General features: G+C 55.6%; 17 protein-coding genes and 1 pseudogene. 12 read left to right on the top strand and 6 right to left on the bottom strand.

Annotated features, from left to right (window positions below):
• Positions 1-2: 2 nt before the first annotated feature.
• Positions 3-824 carry a trypsin-like serine peptidase gene (locus tag SK50_RS12690; protein WP_045344732.1) on the top strand — a complete coding sequence of 274 codons (822 nt, stop codon included), beginning with the start codon at positions 3-5 and terminating at the stop codon, positions 822-824.
• 5 nt (positions 825-829) lie between these two features.
• Here the strand turns inward: SK50_RS12690 and mdtI are convergent.
• A pseudogene (mdtI, locus tag SK50_RS12685) lies at positions 830-1,158 on the bottom strand (multidrug/spermidine efflux SMR transporter subunit MdtI).
• Positions 1,145-1,507, bottom strand: coding sequence for a multidrug/spermidine efflux SMR transporter subunit MdtJ (gene mdtJ / locus SK50_RS12680; RefSeq protein ID WP_015570633.1), 363 nt, complete (start codon positions 1,505-1,507; stop codon positions 1,145-1,147). Before mdtJ ends, mdtI begins: the two are co-directional and overlap by 14 nt.
• 421 nt (positions 1,508-1,928) lie before the next feature.
• Here mdtJ and SK50_RS12675 point away from each other — a divergent pair, with 421 nt between their 5' ends.
• On the top strand, positions 1,929-2,969 hold the full coding sequence (locus SK50_RS12675; RefSeq protein ID WP_003857467.1) for an AI-2E family transporter: 1,041 nt from the start codon (positions 1,929-1,931) through the stop codon (positions 2,967-2,969).
• On the opposite strand, the gene SK50_RS12670 is transcribed toward SK50_RS12675, so the two are convergent.
• The gene (locus SK50_RS12670; RefSeq protein WP_047642456.1) at positions 2,966-3,913 is read right to left on the bottom strand and encodes a zinc-dependent alcohol dehydrogenase family protein; all 948 of its coding nucleotides are present in this window, start codon (positions 3,911-3,913) and stop codon (positions 2,966-2,968) included. The two genes, SK50_RS12675 and SK50_RS12670, sit on opposite strands and share 4 nt — an antisense overlap.
• On the bottom strand, positions 3,906-4,940 hold the full coding sequence (locus SK50_RS12665) for an LLM class flavin-dependent oxidoreductase (RefSeq protein WP_048229508.1): 1,035 nt from the start codon (positions 4,938-4,940) through the stop codon (positions 3,906-3,908). The genes SK50_RS12670 and SK50_RS12665 overlap by 8 nt, the downstream gene beginning before the upstream one ends.
• 192 nt (positions 4,941-5,132) lie before the next feature.
• Here SK50_RS12665 and SK50_RS12660 point away from each other — a divergent pair, with 192 nt between their 5' ends.
• Together SK50_RS12660 and yajD are read left to right on the top strand one after the other, a co-directional pair.
• Positions 5,133-6,026 (top strand): PhzF family phenazine biosynthesis protein, encoded by an 894-nt coding sequence (locus SK50_RS12660; protein WP_048229507.1) that lies wholly within the window; start codon positions 5,133-5,135, stop codon positions 6,024-6,026.
• A gap of 75 nt (positions 6,027-6,101) precedes the next feature.
• Positions 6,102-6,449 (top strand): HNH nuclease YajD, encoded by a 348-nt coding sequence (yajD, locus tag SK50_RS12655; protein WP_006808895.1) that lies wholly within the window; start codon positions 6,102-6,104, stop codon positions 6,447-6,449.
• A 67-nt stretch (positions 6,450-6,516) separates the two neighbouring features.
• Here the strand turns inward: yajD and SK50_RS12650 are convergent, their stop codons facing one another.
• Positions 6,517-6,963 (bottom strand): hypothetical protein, encoded by a 447-nt coding sequence (locus SK50_RS12650; RefSeq protein WP_048229506.1) that lies wholly within the window; start codon positions 6,961-6,963, stop codon positions 6,517-6,519.
• 317 nt (positions 6,964-7,280) lie between these two features.
• Between SK50_RS12650 and SK50_RS12645 the strand changes: the two genes are divergently transcribed.
• From SK50_RS12645 to pqqF, 8 genes are all read left to right on the top strand, one after another.
• On the top strand, positions 7,281-8,546 hold the full coding sequence (locus SK50_RS12645) for a Y-family DNA polymerase (RefSeq protein WP_048229504.1): 1,266 nt from the start codon (positions 7,281-7,283) through the stop codon (positions 8,544-8,546).
• Positions 8,547-8,650: 104 nt separating this feature from the next.
• The gene (locus SK50_RS12640; protein ID WP_017694093.1) at positions 8,651-9,670 is read left to right on the top strand and encodes a dipeptidase; all 1,020 of its coding nucleotides are present in this window, start codon (positions 8,651-8,653) and stop codon (positions 9,668-9,670) included.
• A 138-nt stretch (positions 9,671-9,808) separates the two neighbouring features.
• Positions 9,809-9,880 carry a pyrroloquinoline quinone precursor peptide PqqA gene (gene pqqA, locus SK50_RS23285; protein WP_002905689.1) on the top strand — a complete coding sequence of 24 codons (72 nt, stop codon included), beginning with the start codon at positions 9,809-9,811 and terminating at the stop codon, positions 9,878-9,880.
• 55 nt (positions 9,881-9,935) lie between these two features.
• Entirely contained in the window at positions 9,936-10,853 is a 918-nt protein-coding gene (gene pqqB / locus SK50_RS12635; protein ID WP_045344727.1) for a pyrroloquinoline quinone biosynthesis protein PqqB, read from the top strand.
• Between the two features lie 2 nt (positions 10,854-10,855).
• A complete protein-coding gene (gene pqqC, locus SK50_RS12630; RefSeq protein WP_003857506.1) occupies positions 10,856-11,611 on the top strand; it encodes a pyrroloquinoline-quinone synthase PqqC in 756 nt (251 codons plus the stop codon).
• A 2-nt stretch (positions 11,612-11,613) separates the two neighbouring features.
• Complete coding sequence (gene pqqD / locus SK50_RS12625; protein ID WP_003857508.1) at positions 11,614-11,892, top strand: pyrroloquinoline quinone biosynthesis peptide chaperone PqqD; 279 nt, start codon at positions 11,614-11,616, stop codon at positions 11,890-11,892.
• Positions 11,879-13,021: a pyrroloquinoline quinone biosynthesis protein PqqE gene (gene pqqE / locus SK50_RS12620; RefSeq protein WP_047642455.1), complete on the top strand. Its 1,143-nt coding sequence runs from the start codon at positions 11,879-11,881 to the stop codon at positions 13,019-13,021. Before pqqD ends, pqqE begins: the two co-directional genes overlap by 14 nt.
• 5 nt (positions 13,022-13,026) lie before the next feature.
• Positions 13,027-15,303: a pyrroloquinoline quinone biosynthesis protein PqqF gene (gene pqqF / locus SK50_RS12615; RefSeq protein WP_048229502.1), complete on the top strand. Its 2,277-nt coding sequence runs from the start codon at positions 13,027-13,029 to the stop codon at positions 15,301-15,303.
• An 86-nt stretch (positions 15,304-15,389) separates the two neighbouring features.
• Here pqqF and SK50_RS12610 read toward each other — a convergent pair whose 3' ends face one another.
• Entirely contained in the window at positions 15,390-17,819 is a 2,430-nt protein-coding gene (locus SK50_RS12610; RefSeq protein ID WP_048229500.1) for a glucose/quinate/shikimate family membrane-bound PQQ-dependent dehydrogenase, read from the bottom strand.
• Positions 17,820-18,150: the final 331 nt, after the last annotated feature.

Raw genomic sequence — 18,150 nt, 5'->3', positions numbered from 1 at the left:
ATATGCGTAAATCTGTTGTGTTGTTACTGGGAACGTTTAGCCTTTTTGCTGGCTTTTCACATGCGGATGATGGCGACGATGACGCCATTAGCGCCAAAGAGGTAAAGACGCTGTTTTTTGGTCATGACGATCGTACGCGTGTCACCGATCCTACCGAATCGCCCTGGGATGCCATCGGGCAACTGGAAACCGCCAGCGGCAATTTATGTACCGCAACCCTCATTACGCCACGCCTTGCGCTGACGGCGGGTCATTGCCTGTTAATGCCGCCTGAAGGCAAACCGGATAAAGCGATCGCCCTGCGCTTTGTGTCGCAAAAAGGAATATGGCGCTACGAAATTCACGGTATTGAGGGGCGAGTGGATCCGTCGCTTGGCAAACGCCTGAAACCGGATGGCGATGGCTGGATTGTGCCGCCCGGGGCGGCCTCCTGGGATTTCGGGCTGATCGTTTTACGTTATCCGCCGTCCGGGATCACCCCGCTGCCGCTCTTTGATGGCGATAAGGCCGCGCTCACCGCAGCCCTGAAAGCCGCCGATCGAAAAGTGACGCAATCAGGTTATCCTGTTGATCACCTCGATTCGCTGTACACCCATACGGACTGCGTGGTGACGGGCTGGGCGCAAAACAGCGTACTGTCGCATCAGTGCGATACGCTACCGGGTGATAGCGGATCGCCCCTGATGTTAAAAACCGATAACGGCTGGCAGCTGATTGGCGTTCAGAGTTCTGCGCCAGCGGCGAAAGACCGCTGGCGCGCCGATAACCGGGCGTTGTCGGTGACCGGTTTTCGCGACCGGCTGGAAGTCCTGGCGCAGCAGTAGGTCACTCAGGCCAGTTTAATCATGATCATGCCGGCGAGCAGTAATACCAGCCCTATCCAGCCTTTATTGTTTAAACGCTGCCCGAACATAATCCAGCCTGCCGCCAGGGTGGCGGCAATACCGAAGCCCCCCACAGCGCATAGGCTACGGACAGATCGATGCCTTTCACCGCCTGTGACAGGGCGCTAAACGCCCCCAGAACCGCGGCAATCGATAACAGGCCGTAGGCTTTACGACGAAAACCGTCGGAGAACTTCAGAAAGACGTTGGCAATAATTTCCAGAACGATGGCGAAAGCCAGCCAGGCCGCGTGGATCCATTCAAACTGCTGCATGGGTCTGCTCCTTCTGCTGTTTTGCCGGTTTGCGTGTACCCGATTTAATCAGCACGATACCTGCGACCAGGGTCGTCAGCCCGGCAATTTTCATTGTCGTCAGGGTTTCATCAAATAACATGACGCTAAACAGCGTAATCAATAAAATACCAATACCTTCCCACAATGCGTATGCCACGCCCAGCGCGATTTTTTTAACCGCAAAAGAGAGGAAAATATAGGAAAGCGTAATCATGACCAGCATCAAAATAAAACCGGTGCTGCCATCACTCACGCTTGCCCATTTCATCGACAAGGTGCCGGTAATTTCAGCGACGATCGCCAGAGCTAATAAAATCCAGTAAAACATGTTTTTTCTCCTGCTTGAGAATATAATCCATCGAGGCTCGCTGCGGACAGCAAACCAAAAAATTGGGAATTAAATCAGTTAGCTAAGCGCATAGCGCCAGCTCAGGCAGAAGACGTGACTATAGCGCGGAACGCCAGTGTTGCTCACCAGAAAGCAGGCAGAGGGAGGTTGAAAACAGAGCAGAGTTGTTTGAAAAATACGTCCTGAACAAATTGTCCATAAAATTACAATTATCCGCGGTGTTGCTTCTCGTCTTTGCGGATGAAAATTGTCCTCGGTAGTTGAACACGCCTGATTTGTATCATAAGCCAGGAATTTACTCAAAGCCTTTTCATTTCTTTACCCAGTCTGTTTGATTTTGGTTAGTTTTTTTAATCCGCTTTCCCCTCTATTATAAATAAAAAACTGTTCAGGAACGTCCATGGCCAAACCTATTATCACCCTCAACGGGCTTAAGATCGTCATCATGCTGGGCATGCTGGTGATCATTCTGACCGGCGTTCGTTTTGCGGCCGATATCATCGTGCCTTTTATCCTGGCGCTTTTTATCGCGGTGATCCTCAATCCACTGGTGCAGCGAATGGTGCGGCTGCGCATCCCGCGTGTGCTGGCGATAAGCCTGCTTATCAGTATTATTATCGTTGCGATGGTGCTGTTAGTCGCCTATCTGGGAACCTCCCTGAACGAGCTGGCGCGGACGCTACCGACATACCGCTCTTCCCTGGCGACCCCGCTGCTGCAAATTGAACCCTGGCTGCAACGCGCGGGTATCGAAGTCTCGGTTGAGGAACTGCTTAAATACATCGATCCGAATGCCGCCATGACGATTGTCACCAGCCTGCTGGCACAACTCTCCAACGCCATGACCTCGATTTTCCTGCTGTTCCTGACGGTTGTGTTTATGCTGCTGGAAGTTCCACAGCTGCCTGCAAAGCTCCAGCACATCATGGTGCGTCCGGTAGAGGGAATGGGCGCCATTCAGCGCGCGCTCGACAGCGTTTCACGCTATCTGGTGCTGAAAACGGCCATCAGCCTGGTGACGGGATTAGTGGTCTGGGGGATGCTCGCCGCGCTGGATGTGCGTTTTGCCTTTGTCTGGGGGCTGCTGGCCTTTGCGCTCAACTATATTCCTAACATCGGCTCCGTGCTGGCGGCGATCCCCCCTATCCTTCAGGTGCTGGTTTTCAGCGGTTTGTATGATGCCCTGATTCTGCTGGCAGGCTATCTGGTGATTAACCTTGTCTTCGGGAACATTCTCGAACCACGGATAATGGGACGCGGGCTGGGGCTTTCAACCCTTGTTGTGTTCCTGTCCCTGATTTTCTGGGGCTGGCTGCTCGGGCCTGTCGGCATGCTGCTCTCCGTTCCGCTGACAATTATTGTCAAAATTGGCCTGGAGCAGACCGCCGGTGGACAAAGTATCGCTGTACTGCTGAGCGACATGAGCCATAAGGCCGATTAATTGTCCATCGACAGCATGGGCTTACCCGTTCTTCCCGCTTCGCGATAGTTGCCCACTGCCCGCTGCCATTCCGACAGCGGGTAGAGGGTGACATCGCTGCACTGGCTGGCGCGCAGTTTAGGCCAGATGCGCCGAAACTCCGCCTGCCACGCCTCAGCGCTCAGCGCGTCCAGATAGTTACGAATGTGAAACCACGCCACGCGCGGCAACGGCCGCTGCTGCCGGAAGGTCTGCCCGGAGAGTAGCCCGTAGCAGACAAAGGTGCCGGTTTCGGGCATCACGCTCAGGATCGTCTCCGCCAGACTGCCGCCCGTGGCGTCGTACACCACCTCCGCTTGCGCGGCGGCAGCGTTGACGGCGGTCGTATCATGTTGCGCAATCGGGACGATCCCCATTTCAGCCAGACGTTGAGCGTGCACGGGCGAACGATGGATCCCGTAAACCGCCTCCGCACCCGCCTGGCGTGCCCATTGCCCGAGCAGAACGGCGCAGTCAGAACCGGCAGCGGTGAGCAGCACCGTTTTCCCGACCGGAGGATAGCGGTCCAGCATCATCTGTGCGGCAAGCGGGTTGATATACGCCCGCGCGGCAAGTAGCGAGTCGACGTCGTCCGGGACGGGAACCGCATACGCCGCCGGGCAGTCGACATAACGCTGCCAGGTTCCCTGCCCCCGTAACGGCAGGACCCGCTTGCCCAGCAGCGCCGGATAAGCGGCGGGCGTTTCGATCACTATTCCGACCCCTTCATAACCGGCTATCGCAGGCAGCGGCGTGCGATGGCGATATGCTCCAGTGATGGGGATGAGATCGGAGGCGTTCACCGGTGAAAAAAGCATGCGCACACGTATCTCTCCCGGCTGTCGCGGCGACAATGGTGTGGTTTCCGCTTGCAGTACCGATTCAGGCTCACCAAACCGGCGATACCAGAGGGCCAGATTAAGCATTGCGATCGCGCCATCCCATTTCCGGTGCGACATGTTTCAGGATGGACTCGATCACATGTGCGTTGTATTCCACGCCCAGCTGATTCGGCACGGTAAGTAACAGCGTATCCGCTTCCGCGATCGCTTCATCCTTTTTCAACTGTTCAATCAGCTTGTCTGGCTCTGCGGCATAGCTGCGTCCGAAAATGGCCCGCGTTTTCTCATCCAGATAGCCCACGCTGTCGCTTTCATTGCGGCTTGAACCGAAATACATCCGGTCGCGATCGTCCATCAGGGCAAAAATACTGCGGCTGACCGAAACGCGTGGCTGACGGGTATGCCCTGCCTCAGCCCAGGCCTGTCGGTAGGCACGGATCTGTTTTGCCTGCTGAATATGGAACGGCTCGCCGGTTTCATCATCTTTCAGCGTTGAGCTTTGCAGGTTCATCCCCAGTGTTGCCGCCCATACTGCCGTTGCATTAGAGCCAGCCCCCCACCAGATACGATCGCGTAAGCCTTCTGAATGCGGCTCCAGACGCAACAATCCCGGCGGGTTTGGGAACATCGGCTGTGGGTTAGGCTTTGCAAACCCTTCACCGCGTAATACATCAAGCAGTACCTCAGTGTGGCGGCGCGCCATATCTGATTCGTTTTCCCCTTCCTGCGGCACGTAACCAAAATAACGCCAGCCATCAATCACCTGCTCCGGGGAACCCCGGCTGATACCAAGCTGTAATCGCCCGCCGGAGATGAGATCTGCCGCGCCAGCATCTTCCGCCATATACAGCGGATTTTCATACCGCATGTCGATCACGCCCGTCCCGATTTCGATGCGTTTGGTTTTCGCGCCTATTGCAGCCAGCAAGGGGAATGGCGAACTGAGCTGGCGGGCAAAGTGATGCACACGGAAATAAGCCCCCTCCGCGCCCAGCTCTTCGGCGGCGACCGCCAGATCGATGGACTGTAGCAGCGTGTCAGCCGCGGTTCGCGTGCCGGACTGGGGTGACGGCGTCCAGTGACCAAACGACAAAAATCCGATCTTTTTCATAGTGGAGTATCCTGATAAAGCATTGCGTTATCCCTACTCTACGCATTAACGAATGAGAATAAATGGTGATTATTTAACGGAATGCTTCAAATAAACTGACAGAGACCATCAAGTTTCAATTTATTCTACTCTGGTTATCTGTTTGATTTAGCGCTATTACTGTAAGCCATTTCCCGCCAGGCAGAACAGATAATGAAAAGACGCTATGTCATTGCAGATGTTTTTACGAATACGCCGTTTCTCGGCAACCCAGTCGCCGTTGTCCTTGATGCTGAAGGTATGAGCAGTGAACAGATGCAGCAGGTTGCCGTTGAATTTGGCTACAGCGAAACGACGTTTGTGCTGCCGCCAGAAAATCTCTCGAGTACGGCACGCGTGCGGATATTCACCCCCTCGCGCGAAATACCTTTCGCCGGGCCCCCTAACGTCGGAACTGCCTTTGTGCTGGCGCATCACGCCATAGAAAACGGGCAGACATTATCCGACACCTTGCACTTCGAAGAAATCGCGGGGATGGTGCCGGTGCGGCTGTTAAAACAGAACGGCACAGTGACGGGAGCTGAGCTGTTAGCTCCTGAGGCGCTTTCCTGCCATTCTGAAGTCAGCGCGGAACAGGTTGCAGCCTGCCTTTCCTTAAGCCCGGATGATATACGCAGGGACGTGCATAATCCTGTTGTTGCCTCGGTGGGCCTGCCCTTTTTGATCGTAGAGCTGGTCTCCCGCGATGCGCTTCGTCGATGCGTGCCCAACTTACAAGGTTTCCGCGCGATTCTGCCGCTTGACGGCGCAGTCTCTGTCTATACGTATACCTTAGACAGGGCTTCAGATGAGTCCTGCGATCTTCAGGCACGTATGTTTACTCCTCGAATGACGGAAGATCCGGCAACAGGCAGTGCAGCCGCAGCAGCCACGGCGTTGCTGGCCCTGCGTCGTGATCAAACCACACTTTCACTGAAGATTAGCCAGGGCGTTGATATGGGGCGTACAAGCGTGTTGTTTTCGGAATACGATGCATCGTCAGGAAGGGCTGTGGTTCGGGTCGGTGGTGAATGTGTCATTACGCTTGAGGGAACATTTACGCTTTGAGGCAGAGACGCGTTCCCCTTCCGTTCTCTTATGGGATATATTGGCACTAAGATTTTTTAACAGGTAACATCAGCAATGGCTCTGATCCCCAAAAACTACGCACGGCTGGAAAGCGGCTACCGTGAAAAAGCGCTAAAAATCTACCCCTGGGTTTGTGGACGCTGCTCGCGTGAGTTTGTTTATTCAAATCTTCGTGAACTCACGGTTCACCATATCGACCACGATCACACCAATAACCCGGAAGATGGCAGTAACTGGGAGCTGTTGTGCCTGTTTTGTCACGATCACGAACACTCAAAGTACACCGAAGCGGATCAGTATGGCACCACCGTTGTCGCGGGTGAGGATGCGCAAAAAGACGTGGGTGTCGCCACGTTTAACCCCTTTGCCGATCTCAAGGCGATGATGAACAAGAAGAAGTAATATCGACGGCTTCACTGCCCATACCTGTCGTATGGGCAGTCAGAAAGCCACATATGTTGTATTCCAGTCACAGGTTGAACAATGACACGGCTTTAATATCTGCCTCAGGGTTCACGCGTTTTACTGCCTCTAAAAACGCAGCGAAGTTTTGATTAAACACCGTCAGATTATTATAAAATTGCACCTGTTTTTCACGGGTTCCGTCAAGATAAGTCACAGACCAGATCCGCCTGTTATTTATCACTATCGAGCCTGGTTTAATTTTTATGATAGTCGCCAGCTCAATTTTACGGGTGCTGCTCTTTATAACCTCGTATAAATACTGCTCATCATAAAAGTAGGTTTTACCTGACGAGCCGCCAAACCAGACAGGATGGGTTGAGATTTTTTTCATTCCCCGGCTATCGGCAACGATGCGCGTTGGATGCCGAATACGCCTGACGAAAAAGCGTATCAGCATAATCAGTGCCACAAAAGACAGCACCATAAAAAGAACGTTAATGCTCTCCCGCATATTTCGTTACCTGACATGCATAGTTATAAGTGAAGAAGTATACCCAAATAGTCTGGTCGTGATAATTACCCTTCTACGCCCGTACGCCATGATGCCTTGTTACCCTTGATCTTTGCTATCGATATACAATACTGTATATAAATACAGTATTAATTGACGGTGATCATCATGCAGTTTTTCACGCCATCAGAGCGACGCCGGAGCGTGGCCCTTCCCCTATTCAATGACCCTGTTCCTTACGTTCTGAATGAACGTATAAGCGCGCCCACGAAGGCTCGCGGCGTAGTGACCTGTATCGCGACATCTGCGAGCTGACCATGTTTGCACTGTGTGATGTGAACGCTTTCTATGCTTCCTGTGAAACGGTTTTTCGCCCGGACCTGAAGGGACGACCGGTGGTCGTGTTGTCCAATAACGATGGGTGCGTCATCTCTCGCTCCGCTGAAGCCAAACCCTTTGTGAAAATGGGTGAACCGTACTTCAAACAGAAAGATCTCTTCAGGCATCATGGCGTGGTTTGTTTCAGCAGTAATTATGAACTTTACGCGGATATGTCCAACCGGGTAATGAACACGCTTGAAGAGATGTCGCCTCGTAGCGAAATATACTCAATTGATGAGATCTTTTGCGATCTTACCGGCGTGCGTAATTGTCGCGATCTTTCCGACTTTGGGCATGAAATGAGAGCGACCGTACTGCAACGCACCCATCTGACCGTCGGAGTGGGCATCGCACCCACAAAGACGCTGGCGAAACTGGCAAATCACGCGGCGAAACGCTGGCAGCGCCAGACGGGAGGCGTTGTTGATTTATCCAATGTAGCTCGTCAGAGAAAGCTGATGGCGGCGCTACCCGTCGAAGACGTTTGGGGGGTAGGGCGTCGCATAGCGAAGAAGCTTGAGATGATGGGGATTAAGACCGTCCTGCAACTGGCAGACACCGATATCCGGTTCATAAGAAAACATTTCAATGTCGTGCTGGAGAGAACGGTGCGTGAATTACGGAGCGAATCGTGTCTTGAACTGGAAGAGTTTGCCCCGGTAAAGCAAGAAATCGTCTGTTCGCGCTCGTTTGGCGAACGCCTCACCGAATATGACGATGTACGCCAGGCCATCTGTAGTTATGCCGCCCGGGCAGCAGAAAAACTTCGCAATGAGCATCAGCATTGCCGCTTTATCTCCGTATTTGTTAAAACCTCGCCCTTCGCGCTTAACGAGCCATATTATGGCAATAGCGCGTCGGTAAAACTGCTCACCCCAACCCAGGATAGCCGGGATATTATCGGCGCATCAGTTCGTTGTCTGGATGCGGTCTGGAAGAACGGCCATCGGTACCAGAAAGCCGGAGTGATGCTGGGAGATTTTTATAGCCAGGGCGTCGCGCAACTTAATCTGTTTGACGACAACGCCCCCAGGAAAAACAGCCAAAAGTTAATGGATGTATTAGACCATCTGAATGCTGAAAATGGCCGTGGCACGCTTTACTTTGCGGGACAGGGTATTCAGCAACCGTGGCAGATGAAACGGGAAATGCTTTCACCCCGCTACACCACCCGCTTTGCGGATCTCCTCACTGTTAAGTGATATTAACAATTGCTGCTAAGTTGTAATTTTCCCCTTGCCGGACCGGACAAATCGGTTATCGTGCCAGGCAACTTTCGCAGCAATAAAAGACAGTGGGATGCGCTATGGCGATTTTTGATGGTCACAATGACCTGTTGCTTAATTTATGGCTTCACCATCGCCAGGATCCGGTAACAGCTTTCTTCTCCGGCATTGAGACGGGACACCTCGATTATCCACGCATGCAGCAAGGCGGATTTTCCGGCGGGCTGTTCGCGCTGTTCGTGCCGCCGCAGGAGTATATCGCCCGCATGGCGCCACAATACGCCAGCGAGCCGTGGCAGCCGGTCGACATTCTCTGGCAGCAGCTGACGATCCTTAAGCAGCTTGTCGCCCACTCCGATGGCCGGGCGCGATTGTGCCTGAGCGCGGCGGATATCGAACGCTGCCGTCAGGATAAAGTGCTGGCGATGGTGGCGCATATTGAGGGCGCGGGCGGTTTTGACGGCGAGGGAGGCGATCTACAGGCTTTTTATGCCGCCGGGGTGCGCAGCATTGGGCCTTTCTGGAACATTGCTAACCGTTTTGGCACCGGCGTTAACGGGGCGTTTCCCGGCAGCCCGGACAGCGGCCCAGGGCTTACCGCTGAGGGTATCGCCCTCATTAAGCACGCTAACGCCCTGAACATGCTGATTGACGTTTCGCATATGAATGAAAAAGCGTTCTGGGATACCGCTCGTCATTCCTCTTCACCGCTGGTCGCCACCCATTCCAACGCCCATACGCTGTGCCCGCAACCGCGCAATCTGACCGATCGGCAGCTACTGGCTATCCGCGACAGCGGCGGCGTGGCAGGCGTCAATTTCGGCAACGCGTTTTTGCGCGCCGACGGTAAACGCGATAGCGATACCCCGCTGAGCACAATCGTTCGTCATATCGACTATCTTATTAACATCATGGGTGACGATCATGTCGCGCTGGGCTCCGATTTTGACGGCATTACGTTGCCTGATGATTTACACGATGTGAGTGGTTTACCACGGCTAATCAGCGCATTGCGTGACAGCGGCTATGATCAATTTGTGCTGAATAAGCTGCTGTGGGGCAACTGGCAAAAGGTATTGCAAAATGTTTGGCAACAATAGGTTACGTTGTAAACATTAAGTTAATTCCTTACATCTTTCGGGTTGAGCTTTGCCCTCCTGTGACGCATTATTTGATGACCATCACAAAACTGGCACAAACAATGGCGTTGGTGCTGCATTTTTAAAGAGGAAAAAACGATGTGGAAGAAACCTGCTTTTATTGATTTACGTCTTGGCCTGGAAGTGACCCTGTACATTTCCAACCGCTAATCGCTCTGCCCGCCATCCGTGCGGGCATTTTTGTTTGACTACCTGGCCCATCTTCATGTTTATTAAAGTCCTCGGTTCCGCCGCTGGCGGTGGTTTCCCCCAGTGGAACTGTAACTGCGCCAACTGTCAGGGTTTGCGCAACGGTACCCTTCAGGCGACCCCTCGCACCCAGTCGTCGATCATCGTCAGCGATAACGGCAAAGAGTGGGTGCTGTGTAACGCCTCCCCCGATATCAGCCAGCAGATTGCCCATACGCCAGAACTGAATAAGAAAGAGGTTCTGCGCGGCACACATATTGGCGGCATTATTCTCACCGATAGCCAGATTGACCACACCACCGGGCTGCTCAGCCTGCGCGAAGGGTGCCCGCATCAGGTATGGTGTACGCCGGAGGTGCATGAAGATCTTTCCAGCGGATTCCCGATTTTTACCATGCTCCGGCACTGGAACGGTGGCCTGATTCACCACCCGATCGCGCCGCTCACCGCCTTTAGCGTGGAAGCCTGCCCTGATTTGCAGTTTACCGCTGTCCCCATCGCCAGTAACGCACCGCCCTATTCGCCGTGGCGCGACCGCCCGCTGCCGGGGCATAACGTGGCGCTGTTTATCGAAAACCGCCGCAACGGTCAGACGCTGTTCTACGCACCGGGTCTCGGTGAACCCGATGACACCATCCTGCCGTGGCTTAAAAAAGCGGACTGTCTGCTGATTGACGGCACCGTCTGGCAGGACGATGAACTCCAGGCCACCGGCGTCGGACGCAATACCGGCCGCGACATGGGCCATCTGGCGCTCGGCGATGAACACGGCATGATGGCGCTGCTGGCCTCGCTGCCGGCAAAGCGCAAGATTCTGATCCACATTAATAACACCAACCCGATCCTTAACGAGCAGTCGCCGCAGCGTCACGCCCTTGCGCAGCAGGGAATAGAAGTGAGCTGGGACGGGATGAACATCACGCTTCAGGACTAACTATGCACATTCGCGAAACGCTCTCACCGCAAGAGTTTGAGCACGCCCTCCGGGCGAAAGGCGCCTACTATCATATTCACCATCCGTACCATATCGCGATGCATAACGGCGAGGCCAGCCGCGAGCAGATCCAGGGCTGGGTGGCGAACCGGTTTTACTACCAGACGACGATCCCGCTGAAAGATGCGGCAATTATGGCGAACTGCCCGGATCCGCACACGCGTCGCAAATGGGTGCAGCGGATCCTCGATCACGACGGCAGCAACGGTCATGACGGCGGTATCGAAGCCTGGCTACAGCTGGGCGAAGCCGTGGGGCTCAGCCGCGAGGACTTAATCAGCGAACGCCACGTACTGCCCGGCGTCCGTTTCGCCGTCGACGCTTACGTTAACTTCGCCCGCCGCGCCAACTGGCAGGAGGCGGCATGCAGCTCGCTCACCGAACTGTTCGCCCCGCAAATCCATCAGTCGCGTCTCGACAGCTGGCCACAGCACTACCCGTGGATCAAAGAGGAAGGCTATTTTTATTTCCGCAGCCGCCTCAGCCAGGCCAGCCGCGACGTTGAACACGGTCTGGAGCTGGCGAAGCGTTACTGCGATAGCGCGGAAAAGCAGAATCGGATGCTGGAGATCCTTCAGTTCAAACTCGATATCCTGTGGTCGATGCTCGACGCGATGACCATGGCCTACGCGCTACAGCGTCCGCCTTATCACACGGTCACCGACAAAGCGGCCTGGCACACAACCCGACTGGTATAAGCATGCAAAAAAACTCCATCGTCGCCTTTCGTCGCGGCTATCGCCTGCAATGGGAAGCCGCTCAGGACAGCCATGTCATCCTCTATCCGGAAGGCATGGCCAAACTCAATGAGACCGCGGCCGCGATCCTCGAACTGGTCGATGGCCAACGCGATGCGGCGGCCATCATTGCCATACTCAACGAACGGTTCCCGGAAGCCGGCGGCGTGGATGACGACGTCGTAGAATTCCTGCAAATCGCTTATCAACAGAAGTGGATTATTTTCCGTGAGCCAGAATAAACCCGCCGTCAATCCACCGCTGTGGCTGCTGGCGGAGCTGACCTATCGCTGTCCGCTACAGTGTCCTTACTGCTCTAACCCGCTGGACTTCGCCCGGCAGGATCAGGAGCTGACCACCGAACAGTGGATTGAGGTTTTCCGCCAGGCGCGGGCGATGGGCAGCGTGCAGATAGGTTTTTCCGGCGGCGAACCGTTGACGCGTAAAGATCTGCCGGAGCTGATCCGCGCCGCCCGCGATCTCGGTTTTTATACCAACCTGATCACCTCGGGAATTGGCCTGACGGAAAGCAAGCTCGACGCGTTCAGCGAGGCCGGTCTGGACCATATCCAGATTAGCTTCCAGGCCAGCGATGAAGTGCTCAACGCTGCGCTGGCGGGGAATAAAAAAGCCTTCCAGCAGAAGCTGGCGATGGCCAAAGCGGTCAAAGCCCGTGATTACCCGATGGTGCTGAATTTCGTCCTGCACCGACATAATATCGATCAGATCGATAAAATCATCGAGCTGTGCATCGAACTGGACGCCGACGATGTCGAACTTGCCACCTGCCAGTTCTACGGTTGGGCGTTCCTTAATCGTCAGGGGCTTCTGCCGACGCGGGAACAGATCGCCCGCGCGGAACGCGTGGTTACCGAATATCGGCAAAAAATGGCCGCCAGCGGCAATCTGACCAACCTGCTGTTCGTCACCCCCGATTATTACGAAGAGCGGCCAAAAGGCTGTATGGGCGGCTGGGGGTCGATTTTCCTCAGCGTGACCCCGGAAGGCACGGCGCTGCCCTGCCACAGCGCGCGCCAGCTGCCGGTGGATTTCCCGTCGGTGCTTGAGCAGAGTCTGGAATCCATCTGGTATGACTCTTTCGGCTTCAACCGCTATCGCGGGTTTGACTGGATGCCGGAGCCGTGCCGCTCCTGCGATGAAAAGGAGAAGGACTTCGGCGGCTGCCGCTGTCAGGCCTTTATGCTCACCGGGAATGCGGATAACGCCGATCCGGTGTGCAGCAAATCGCCGCATCATCATAAAATCCTCAAGGCGCGACGCGAAGCAGCCTGTAGTGATATGAAGATCGGTCAGCTTCAGTTCCGCAACCGTACCCGTTCTCAGCTTATCTATAAAACCCGGGAACTGTAACGATAATGACCACCCGCATCGTGGAACTGGCAGGCGGTTTACGCGCAACGCTGGTGCATCAGCCGCAGGCGACACGCGCGGCGGCGCTGGCGCGCGTGAGTGCCGGAAGCCATCACGAACCACCGCGCTTCGCCGGTCTGGCGCATTTGCTTGAGCACCTGCTGTTCCGCGGTAGCCAGCGCTATCAGGGCGATGATCGACTCATGGCCTGGGTCCAGCGCCAGGGCGGCAGCGTCAATGCCACCACGCTGGCTCGCCACAGCGCTTTTTTCTTCGACGTTGCCGCCGATAACCTGTCCAACGGCGTCGCGCGGCTGCGGGATATGTTGCAGGCGCCGCTGCTTTCACCGCATGACATACAGCGCGAAGTGGCGGTCATTGATGCGGAAAACCGGCTCATCCAGCAACATGATTCCGCCCGGCGCGAAGCGGCGGCGCGCCACGCGATGGAAGAACCCGCGGTTTTTCGCCGTTTTCAGGTGGGTAGCAAGGAGTCTCTCGGGCAGGACCCGGGATCGCTGCAAGCCGCGTTGCTCGACTTTCATCGTCGCTATTATGTGGCAGGACACCTGCAATTGTGGCTGCAAGGGCCGCAAACGCTGGATGTGCTGGCCGAGCTTGCCCATACGTTTGCGTCAGGTTTTGCGTCAGGAGGCATGCCTGAAACCGCTCCCCCGTTGCGTCTTAGCGCTGAAGCAGATTATCAGCTGGCGGTAACGGAGCGACCCGCACTGTGGCGTTGTCCGCTCATTCGAAAAAGTGACAACGTCACTTTATTTCGGGAGTTTTTACTGGACGACGCCTCCGGAAGCCTGATTGCCGGGCTACGGGCGCGCGGACTGGCAGAAGAGGTAGCCCTGAACTGGCTTTATCAGGATGACGATTACGGCTGGCTGGCGCTAACGGTTGATAGCGAACGGCCCGAGGACATTGACCCGCATATTACCCACTGGCTACGGGCGCTACAGCAAACGACGGATGAGCAGCAGCGGCATTATTATCGGCTGGCACAGCAGCGTTTCAGCGCCCTGCCGACGCTGGAGCAGCTGCGCCAGCGGGCATTTGGTTTTGCGCCCGGCGCGGCGCCCGTAGGTTTTTCCGCCTTCTGTGCTGGCTTACTGGCGGCGCCAGTCTCGTATCTGGCCTGCAAAAAAATGGAAACCGCTGAAATTATTGCCAGCCAGGGTTTTGCCCTGCCGCTTAGCCATTGGCGTCGCCAGCCGGTTGCAGATGATAGCCCCATCGCGTTTTCCTTCTACCCGCAGACTGCCTGGTATGCTGCGCCAGCCCCGACGTCAGAAGCCGCTCCACTGCTGCATTTGTCGGCGCAGACACAACCGCCGACGCTGATCCTGCGCAGGCCTTTTTATTCGCGCGTGGAACAGGCTCACGGGGTGGCGATGGGCAAGCAGTTACGCCCTCTTCTTGCTGAACTGCGCCATATCGACGGCAGCGGCGAGTGGCAAACGGTTGACGGTAGCTGGCAGCTCACCCTGCGGCTTCCTGACGCCATGGTGACGGCGGAACCCATCATCGGGGCGATAATCGATCGCCTCTCCCACCCCGCACCTGCTATTACGCCAGCGCCAGAAGGCATTGCCATCCGTGAGCTGCTTCAGCAATTGCCTGAACGTCTGGCATCGGACCCGCCACGGGACGGCTGGCTGGCGGCGTTAGTTGGCGGCAGCGCCGGACACGCGCACGGGTTAGCCCGGCAGCTTGGCCTGCTCCGGGTGCCGGTTAACGCTAAGCCGTTGCCGTTAAGCGGTTGTCCCGGCGGGATCGAACACATCCCGCACGCCAGCGCGGATTCGGCGCTGCTGGTGTTTATTCCCCTGCCGCCGGGCGCGTCGCTCGCCGCGCTGCGGCTGCTGGCGTTATGCTGCGAACCGCAATTTTTCCAGCGCCTGCGCGTGGAACAGCAGATTGGCTACGTGGTCAGCTGTCGTTATCAGCGTATTGCCGATCGCGATGGCCTGTTGCTGGCGTTACAGTCGCCTGACCGTTCTCCCGTGAACCTGTTGGGTTGCTGCAAACGATTTTTGCGTGAGCTGACGCCGTGCGATGAGGCAGCGTTCAGCGTGTTGCGACAGCAGCTGGCGACGCAGATCCGCTCACCGATGGATGCCAGCGCCACGGCAGTGGCCGCCCTGCGTCAGCGCTATGGTTTGCCGGTGTTAACGCCGCAGGCTATTGATGCCCTGCAACCTGACGAGATAGTCGCGCTATGGCGAGAGATGACTCGCCGTCGCCGACGCTGGCGGGTGCTTTTCACGGGCTGACCGGAACCGGCGCTTTCTTCCTGTGCGTAGTTTTTAGTCAAAAAAAAGCCCCGTACTACGACGGGGCCGGGCTGCTTATTTCGCTGTTATTTATCCAGCGCGTAGGCAATCACGTAGTCACCACGATCCGGCGACTGGCGTGCACCGCCGGCAGAGATCAGAATGTACTGTTTGCCGGTTTTCGGTGATACATAGCTGACAGGTCCGCCCTGGCTACCCACCGGGAGACGCGCTTTCCACACTTCTTCCCCCGTGGAGGAATCAAAGGCGCGCAGGTAGTAATCCTGGGTTCCCGCAATGAAGACCAGACCGCCCTGCGTGGCCAGCGTACCGCCCAGCGTCGGCATACCGACAGGCATTGGCATGCGCATTTTTATCCCAAACGGACCGGTATCCTGAACGGTACCGACCGGCACCTGCCAGACGATTTTCTGCGTTTTCAGGTCAATTGCGGAGAGGGAGCCAAACGGTGGTTTCTGGCACGGAATGCCCAGCGGTGACATGAAACGGTTTTTGTTGACCGAATACGGCGTTCCTTTCATCGGAACGGCGCCCATCCCGGCGTTCACGGCTTCACCGCCTGTGTTTGCCACCGCGCTCTGCGGATCTTGTTTAATCAGCTGGACCCACAGACCCAGACGCATGTCGTTGACGAAGATGTACTGGTTGTTCGGATCGGTGGACAAGCTGCCCCAGTTCATTCCCCCCAGCGAGCCCGGGAAGCTCAGGGAAATATCGGTTCCCGGCATCGTGTACAGACCGTCATAACGCATTGATTTGAAGCTGATACGGCAGGCCAGCTGGTCAAACGGTGTCGCCCCCCACATATCCGATTCTTTCAGGGTTTCCGCGCCAATCTGCGGCATTCCCACAGAGCGCGGCTGCGTTGCCGGGTACTGTTCACGTGGAATATCCGCTGGTTTTACCGGAACCTCTTTCACTTCAGTGAGCGGTTTACCCGTCAGGCGATCAAGAACGTAAATTTGCCCCGCTTTGGTGCCCACCACCACCGCGGGCTTGTTGCCCTCTTTCGTCGGGAAATCAACCAGGCTCGGCTGCATCGGGATATCGAAATCCCAGAGGTCGTTATGCACGGTCTGGTATACCCACTTCTCTTTCCCGGTAGTCGCATCCAGCGCGAGGATTGAGGTGGCGTATTTGTGATCTTCCGGAATACGGTCAGCGCCCCACAGGTCGACAGAGGAACTTCCCATCGGGATAAACACGGTATTCATCGACGCATCCCAGGATATAGGGGCCCAGGAGTTTGCAGAGCTACGTTTGTAGTGTTCGCCCGGCTTCAGAACATAGTTCGGATCCGGATTACGCGGGTCGAACGCCCAGCGCAGCTGGCCGGTGATCACGTCATAACCACGTATAACGCCTCCCGGCATATCGGTGCTGACGTTATCCGCAACGCGGCCGCCAACGACAACCGTCGTACCCGCCAGCGTCGGGGCCGACGTCAGCACGTAGGTGGGATCTGACGCGTCGCCCATCCCTTCATGCAGGTTAACGCTGCCGTTAGTACCGAAGTCCGGGCAGAACTTGCCGTTATCGGCGTCTAACGCGATCAGCTTACCGTCGATGGTGTTCATCAGGATACGGCGCTGGCATGCAGCGCCCGGTGCCACCTGCGCTGGCAGAACCGGCGTGGAGCCGGCTACCGTTGGCTGCGCCAGCGGTTTGGTGGCATCAAAGTACGCCAGGCCACGGCAGCGCATCCAGATTGCAGACCTGGCGTTGATTTCCGCTTTCCAGATCTCTTTCCCGCTATCGGCATCCACGGCGATCACGTTGTTATGCGGCGTACAGAGGAAGACACGATCGCCAACCTGTAGCGGCGTTTGCTGATCTTCTGCGCCATTGCCGTCCGGACTTTCCGGTACGTCACCGGTATGGTAGGTCCAGACCGGTTTCAGGTTTTTCACGTTGTCACGGGTTATCTGGTCCAGCGCCACAAAGCGACTACCGCCAGCCGTATTACCGTAGTGATCCCAGTTCTGCTGTTTCGCATCATCTTTTACCGGCACCAGCGGGCGTTTTTCACCGCTAAACGGCACGGTCGGATGGGGTTGAAACATCTGAACAAAGGTGACGCCCATGGCGACAATAAGGACCGCGCAGACCCCCAGGGCCCCTTTTACGCAGGACGGTTTTCCTTCACGTTTACGCAATGCAGGCCAGGTGGCGGCTGCCAGCACCATCAGCCCGGCGGGTACCATTAAACGGGAAACCAGCGGCCAGAAGTCGAGCCCGGCATCGAAAAATGCCCAAATCAGGGTACCAAGAAACACCAGGGCAAACAGCCCCACGGCAGAGGACTTGCGGCGGAAGAACTGAATCGCAGAGAGCAGAGTGATAACCCCGGCGATGAGAAAATACCAACTCCCCCCCAGGGAAACCAGTTTAAAACCGCCGATGGCAAAAAAGAGCCCCGTTACAAGAAGTATCACACCCACCAGCAGGCACCACGGGCCTAACCAGCCGGATGGGCGGGGATTATTGTCTGACATAAAAATGAATCTCCTGATTACTTTATAACAGCAGGGTTTTATTGACTGCCACGATGCTAAAACCCTGCATAACATCGATTGTTCGTGTGCGAATCATAAGTTAAAATTATAATGTAGACAAAATGTATTCTGTCGGAAGAAAAGAAAACTCACTAAAGTGCAGGAACATAACAAAATAAAAAAATGGGATATCACTCTGTAATTCGCCAATACCAGAATATTTGACCAGTCAGTTCCGGCTTATGCGATGAATATCAGGTTTGCCGACAAGACAGCCCGGATAACGTAAGATTTTTGCATGATGAGAATTAACTTATTGCCTATTAATTAA

This window comes from Enterobacter sp. BWH64, from assembly GCF_001037645.1.
GTDB classification, from domain to species: domain Bacteria; phylum Pseudomonadota; class Gammaproteobacteria; order Enterobacterales; family Enterobacteriaceae; genus Enterobacter; species Enterobacter hormaechei_C.
Note: the sequence above shows the minus strand (reverse complement) of the source record. Positions and strands in the feature narration are given on the sequence as shown.